Source organism: Sphingobacterium sp. UBA7253 (genome assembly GCF_002472745.1).
GTDB lineage: Bacteria > Bacteroidota > Bacteroidia > Sphingobacteriales > Sphingobacteriaceae > Sphingobacterium > Sphingobacterium siyangense.
In genome coordinates, this window is the sequence record NZ_DKSP01000091.1 from 1 (window position 1) to 5,622 (window position 5,622).

General features: G+C 37.2%; 6 protein-coding genes. 4 read left to right on the plus strand and 2 right to left on the minus strand.

The window, feature by feature from the left end:
* The coding region (locus tag B2X72_RS08955) for a lantibiotic dehydratase (RefSeq protein WP_286849213.1) at positions 1-1,727 on the plus strand (1,727 nt) is incomplete at its 5' end.
* Here the strand turns inward: B2X72_RS08955 and B2X72_RS08960 are convergent.
* Together B2X72_RS08960 and B2X72_RS08965 are read right to left on the minus strand one after the other, a co-directional pair.
* On the minus strand, positions 1,697-2,401 hold the full coding sequence (locus B2X72_RS08960) for a LytR/AlgR family response regulator transcription factor (RefSeq protein WP_286849215.1): 705 nt from the start codon (positions 2,399-2,401) through the stop codon (positions 1,697-1,699). The genes B2X72_RS08955 and B2X72_RS08960 overlap by 31 nt on opposite strands.
* 28 nt (positions 2,402-2,429) lie before the next feature.
* A complete protein-coding gene (locus tag B2X72_RS08965) occupies positions 2,430-3,539 on the minus strand; it encodes a sensor histidine kinase (RefSeq protein ID WP_157698450.1) in 1,110 nt (369 codons plus the stop codon).
* Between the two features lie 491 nt (positions 3,540-4,030).
* Between B2X72_RS08965 and B2X72_RS08970 the strand changes: the two genes are divergently transcribed.
* The 3 genes from B2X72_RS08970 to B2X72_RS08980 all read left to right on the plus strand — a co-directional run.
* On the plus strand, positions 4,031-4,483 hold the full coding sequence (locus B2X72_RS08970; protein ID WP_088161520.1) for a DinB family protein: 453 nt from the start codon (positions 4,031-4,033) through the stop codon (positions 4,481-4,483).
* Between the two features lie 284 nt (positions 4,484-4,767).
* Positions 4,768-5,238, plus strand: coding sequence for an OsmC family protein (locus B2X72_RS08975; RefSeq protein ID WP_286849218.1), 471 nt, complete (start codon positions 4,768-4,770; stop codon positions 5,236-5,238).
* Positions 5,239-5,376: 138 nt separating this feature from the next.
* The coding region (locus B2X72_RS08980) for an MFS transporter (RefSeq protein WP_286849225.1) at positions 5,377-5,622 on the plus strand (246 nt) is incomplete at its 3' end.

The window sequence follows — 5,622 nt, forward strand, 5'->3', positions numbered from 1 at the left end:
CATGTCAGGAAAATTTATTCTTCAATCTAGGTACTATTGGTGGTTCGTCATCAGGAAACTTAATTTCCAGATTTGCACATTTGGATGAAGAATTGCATAACAAATTAAAAGAATCGGCCAACAAAGAGCAACAGCAGTTTCCCAATGCAATACTTGCCGAGATTTGTCATTACCCAGACAATAATGCTGGTAATATAATTTATAGACCTGCGCTGCGAAAGACATCAATTTGTCTAAGCCCAACAATCGACGAAGAACAAGAGCAAATTGATGTTAATGACTTATACCTGTTCCTTAAAGAACAGCGTCTAATCTTGTGGTCCAAGAAATTCAATAAAATGGTTATCCCCCGTTTGACGACGGCCCACAATTTTGAACAAGGTATGAATATTTATAAGTTTCTCGCAGATTTTCAGTTCCAAAATAATAGGTTGGATCTTTCCTGGAATTGGGGAATTATGAAAGAGCAGCAGAGGCTCCCAAGAATAAGCTACAAAAATATTATCTTGTCTAGAGCCCAGTGGCGAATTCAAAAAATAGCGAAATACCCCAGCAACCCTCAGGCTTTCATAAAAAATATACAAGCGGAGTTAGCAATCCCTGCAATGGTCATCATCAGCAGCGGCGATAATGAACTGTTGATAAATTTAGACAATCCTTTTTGCATAGAAATCATATTGGATCATATGTGCAAAAGAGAGACCATATTAACAGAATATATCCTGAATGACTATTCATCAATAGCCAGGGATAAAGATGGACATATTTTTGCCAACGAAATCATTATTCCAATAGAATCACAACAGGAGACTTTCACAAATGAATCAGCTCCGCAAGACAATAACCTAAAAAGATGCTTCCCTTTGGGCAGTGAATGGCTTTACGCCAAGATCTATTGTGGTTTACATTTTGCAGACACCTTGTTAAAGGAAGTTTTCCCCATTATCGTAGAGACAATTAGTCAACAAAATGTCCTAAAAAAATGGTTTTTTATACGGTACAACGATCCATCGCCCCACATTAGGTTTAGAGTTGAGCTTTCAGATCCAAGCCAGTATTATTTCGTTATATCCACGCTTAATACCCTATTGGAACAGTTTATTAAAGACGGCCAGATATCAACGCTATCCTTTGACACTTATACACGGGAGATTGAACGCTATACCCCATTTTGTATGGAACTTAGTGAGGAGCTATTCTATCAACAGAGCGAAACGGTACTGAAGGTTATCCAACAAAGTACTTCAATCAATGATCGATGGCGCCTGGCTTTCGAAAATATTGAGTCACTATTAGAAGCTGCAAAATTTACACTGATCGAGAAAAGAGATTTCTGCCTACAGATGAATACCCTTTATCAGCAAGAATTTGATAATAATAAAAACCTTTGGATTCATCTCAACAATAAGTTTAAAGAGAAAAAAGACTGGTTCGACAAACCTTTAGACAACCTAGAAGAATCGAAAAAGAAACTAAATGCACTTCAATACAGCATATTTAACACCTTACAGAGCCATAACGAGCAAGATGAATTCAAGTCGGCTCGGACATCGTTACTATCAAGCTACATTCATATGTTTATTAATCGATTGTTCATGTCTGATCAACGCTTACATGAACTTGCCGTTTACCACTTTATGGTTGGCTATTATAAAATGCAAATTGGGAAACAGAAAGAACGTATGAATCCGATAAATTATAGGAGTCCCATCTTCGCGAAAAGTTGATTACGATATTGTAAACCTATACCGAGTTCTGTCCCATTTTTCAGAATGACTTTACTTGCCTCAACACCCTTGATCTGTTTGATATTGACAATATAGGACCGGTGCATACGAGCAAACATATCCCAAGGCAGTTCTGCTTCCATATCTTTCATGGTAGACAGCAACGTTTGCATACCTTCTAACGTATAAATTTGAATGTAATCCCCCCAGGCTTTTAGATAGAAAATATCCGCCGGATCTATAAAAATAGTTTTGTTCCGATCCTTTATCTTAATCGCCTTTCTTTCACCCTGTGGGCCCCTTCTAGAAAACAAAATTGCCTTTTGGACTTTTTCAATTGCCTTGATCAAGCGCTCTTCCGTCAGGAGTGGCTTTAAGATATAATCGATCACATCCAGCTCAAATCCATCGACCGCATACTCATAATGCCCAGTTATAAAAACAACAAATGGTGGATGAGCAAGTCCTTTGAGAAAGGTAATTCCGTCCATTTCAGGCATATCTATATCCGACAAAATGAGATCTACCTCGTGCTGCCTTAAAATGTCAATTGCTTGCAATGGGCTCTCGAATACACCCAATATTTCGATCAGGCCTAATTTGGAAACTAATTTCTCCAGGCGACCTCTCGCAATAGGCTCATCTTCAATAAGGATAGTTTTAATTCTATTCATAAGTACTTCGCAACCCGTTGCTTTGGTGCTACGGCTCTGTTTCCGAATGTAAAGTTACAACAAGATTAACACTAAATACACCCTCCTGCGACTTTATTTCCAAATTGTGATTATGAGGATAATGAAGTTCCAGTCGTTTTTTTACATTTTCTATCCCTAATCCGCCGATATAATTTTCTGGTTTTGAAAGTTCTCTATACGCATTAGCCACGTGCATATACACCTTGTCATCCGCAACCTTAATGTCTACGGATATCCATCCCGCCGAAGAACTTAACCGAGGTCCGTGTTTGAATGCATTTTCCACAAACGGAAAAAAGATCAAAGGAACAATCATGCTGTTTTCGTCCTCGGCCACCAAATTTAGATTGATCTGCACGGTCTCGCTATAGCGTAACTTTTCCAATTCAACATAATCCTTTAGCAATTGAAATTCGCGACTAATTTCGATCCTGGGTTGATTACTTTCATGCAGTAAATACACCATAATACTACTTAAACGCATCATACTTTCGCCGCCTCGTTCATCATGATCAGATACCAGCACATAGATGCTATAAAGTGTATTAAGTAAAAAATGTGGATTAATCTGGTATTTTAGAAAGGCAAGTTCCAATTGGACATTGTTCAATTCTAATGCTGAATTTTTCAATTCGAGTTTCATTTTTGAATTTCTGACAGACATAAATGCCTGTACAATTTTTACAGTCAATGGCAGCGCCACCAAAAAAATAAAATCCAACAAATAATCGCTAATGGAAGAAAGGCGAAAAGCACCAAAGATTCCTTGACTTAATATTATTTCAAGATAGCTTGACAGGCGAACATCTGGTGTTAGATATTTCAACGTTAATAGGGCAGCAAAGTAACTTAGAAACGACCACCAGGCGTAAATAAACAACAACCATAATATACATAATACAAACTTCCCTGGAATAAACCACCGCGGAATGATGATATATGCTGTCACATAAAATATTGTCAACAAAGAAAAGACGTCCTTTACAAACAAAATCCAGGAATTATCAATATCTATCCGCTGATAGGAAATGAATTGCATTCCCAAAACCAAAAACCAAAAACACAAATGAAGAATAATACGTTTCCCCGTATTGTAATTTTGGAAAAACCTGTTCATAGATAGCATACTTTTCAATAATATCAGTCTAATATAATGATATCCTTTAGTTTGTGGTAGTCTGACTTATCAAGTGATAACGCAAAAAGACATTTCTGCGACAAAAAACAACCACCTATAACGCTAACAATCTGAATATATCCAAATTAGGATCTGAGCAAATCAAAAAAATAGCATTACGCTCAAAACAATAAAATTGTAACAAATATATTGCTTTAAAATGAATACGATTTTTAGCGTGCACTCAACAGCTAGTTCATCCAGCAAATAAAGTAATTTGCTAATTTATCAATATAGAATAGCGTTATCTCTAATTTCAATTAAGTTGGTAATTTTCAAAACTTACCTACTAAGGTAAATATAATGCGTAGCGATCACTAAAATGTCTATTTACATAACATAAATTGTCCATAATTGAAGGCTCTGCAAAAAAAAGTTATTGCGATCTTCCGTATATTTAATTTTACAGAACCCACATAAACAACAATTAGATGTCAACTACTTTTATGCAGCTTTGGTTATATAATAACTGGGCCAATACAACACTACTGGATAAACTGAAAAGTGAAGGCGAAAATGTACCTCATTCTTGCATACGGCTCTTTAGCCATATTGTCAATGCTCAGATTATTTGGTTAAGTCGATTAACTGGTGAAAAACCACCTGTTGGTGTTTGGGATGAGCACAGTATCATCGATTGCCAAAGGTATCACGATTTAGCTTCAGAAGGATTTGGGCAGCAGATTCAGCGCAGAAATGATATAGAGGATGAAATTATCAATTATACAAACACACAGCATCAGGCTTTTCATAATAAGGCCAACGACATTCTGTTACACGTCTTTAATCATGGCACCTATCACAGGGCGCAAATAGCAAGCGAAATGCGGAAAAATGGTATTGAACCTATCAACACAGATTATATCACTTTTGTTCGCACATAACAGTACTGTAATCAGACGCCACTGTAGTCTGATTACAAAAGAAGAAGTTTTATTCAAATGCCGATTTGCTCCAAACGATAAATATCATGCTGGATCAATCCTTCCGTAAGGTAATAAAAGGAATACCCTAGGACATACTCGTTTTCAACCAGATAATGGTCGCTTTGATTTTTAAGCAGTTCTATTAAAATTTTGATCTAGTCGATTCGACCTATCCTACACATCTTGCAATTGGCGGACTAGACCCTCTATAATATTGGAGAATACCTTAACTTTGAAACAAAATGAGTTACAAACATATCTTTAAAGCGACCTTAACATGGAACCATCCTGAACAGCCTAGTGCTGTGGGTTCAAAAATTTATACAAAGAGCCATCACATCGCGATCGAAGGCAAAGCTGACCTGCAAGTTTCCGCAGCAAAAGCATTCAAGGGTGACCCCGTATTGTACAATCCGGAAGATTTGCTGCTTAGCAGCCTGATTTCTTGCCACATGATGTCCTATTTATACGTCTGCTCGAAAAATGGCATCGAGATTTTATCCTATACGGACAATGCTATCGCTACCCTCGAAACGGATGGAGATGGAAGTGGTCGTTTTACGGAAGTTATATTACACCCCGAGGTTCTCATCACAGATGAATCCCAGATAGAACTTGCTTTATCCTTACATGCCCAAGCAAATAAACTGTGTTTTATTGCGAATTCATGTAATTTTACTGTGCTGCACCATCCCCAATGTCAAGCGATCTAATCATACCTAGACGTTCTATCGAAAGAAAAAAGCCTCTTGTTTTCGGTTTGTTAACACAACCGAAAATATAACACGCAGCAAAAATTCGTAATTAAATAACAAACAAGTTTTTAAGGATTTCATTACTTTTGAATCATGATGGAAAATTCCAAGAAAAAAGCAGCAATCGGATTCATATTTATTACACTACTAATCGATATTACGGGTTGGGGAATCATTATTCCAGTCGTCCCTAAACTTATCGAGGAATTGATTCATAGCGACATAAGTGAAGCGGCAAAATATGGCGGCTGGCTCGGCTTTGCCTACGCTTTCACACAATTCATCTGTTCTCCCGTCGTTGGTAACCTCAGTGATAAATATGGCAGAAGGCCAATTATTTTG

Bases quoted from the DNA above. Each gene is read 5' to 3' on its own strand.
- B2X72_RS08960 (WP_286849215.1), bottom strand. From the start codon at position 2,401: ATGAATAGAATTAAAACTATCCTTATTGAAGATGAGCCTATTGCGAGA.
- B2X72_RS08965 (WP_157698450.1), bottom strand. From the start codon at position 3,539: ATGAACAGGTTTTTCCAAAATTACAATACGGGGAAACGTATTATTCTT.
- B2X72_RS08970 (WP_088161520.1), top strand. From the start codon at position 4,031: ATGTCAACTACTTTTATGCAGCTTTGGTTATATAATAACTGGGCCAAT.
- B2X72_RS08975 (WP_286849218.1), top strand. From the start codon at position 4,768: ATGAGTTACAAACATATCTTTAAAGCGACCTTAACATGGAACCATCCT.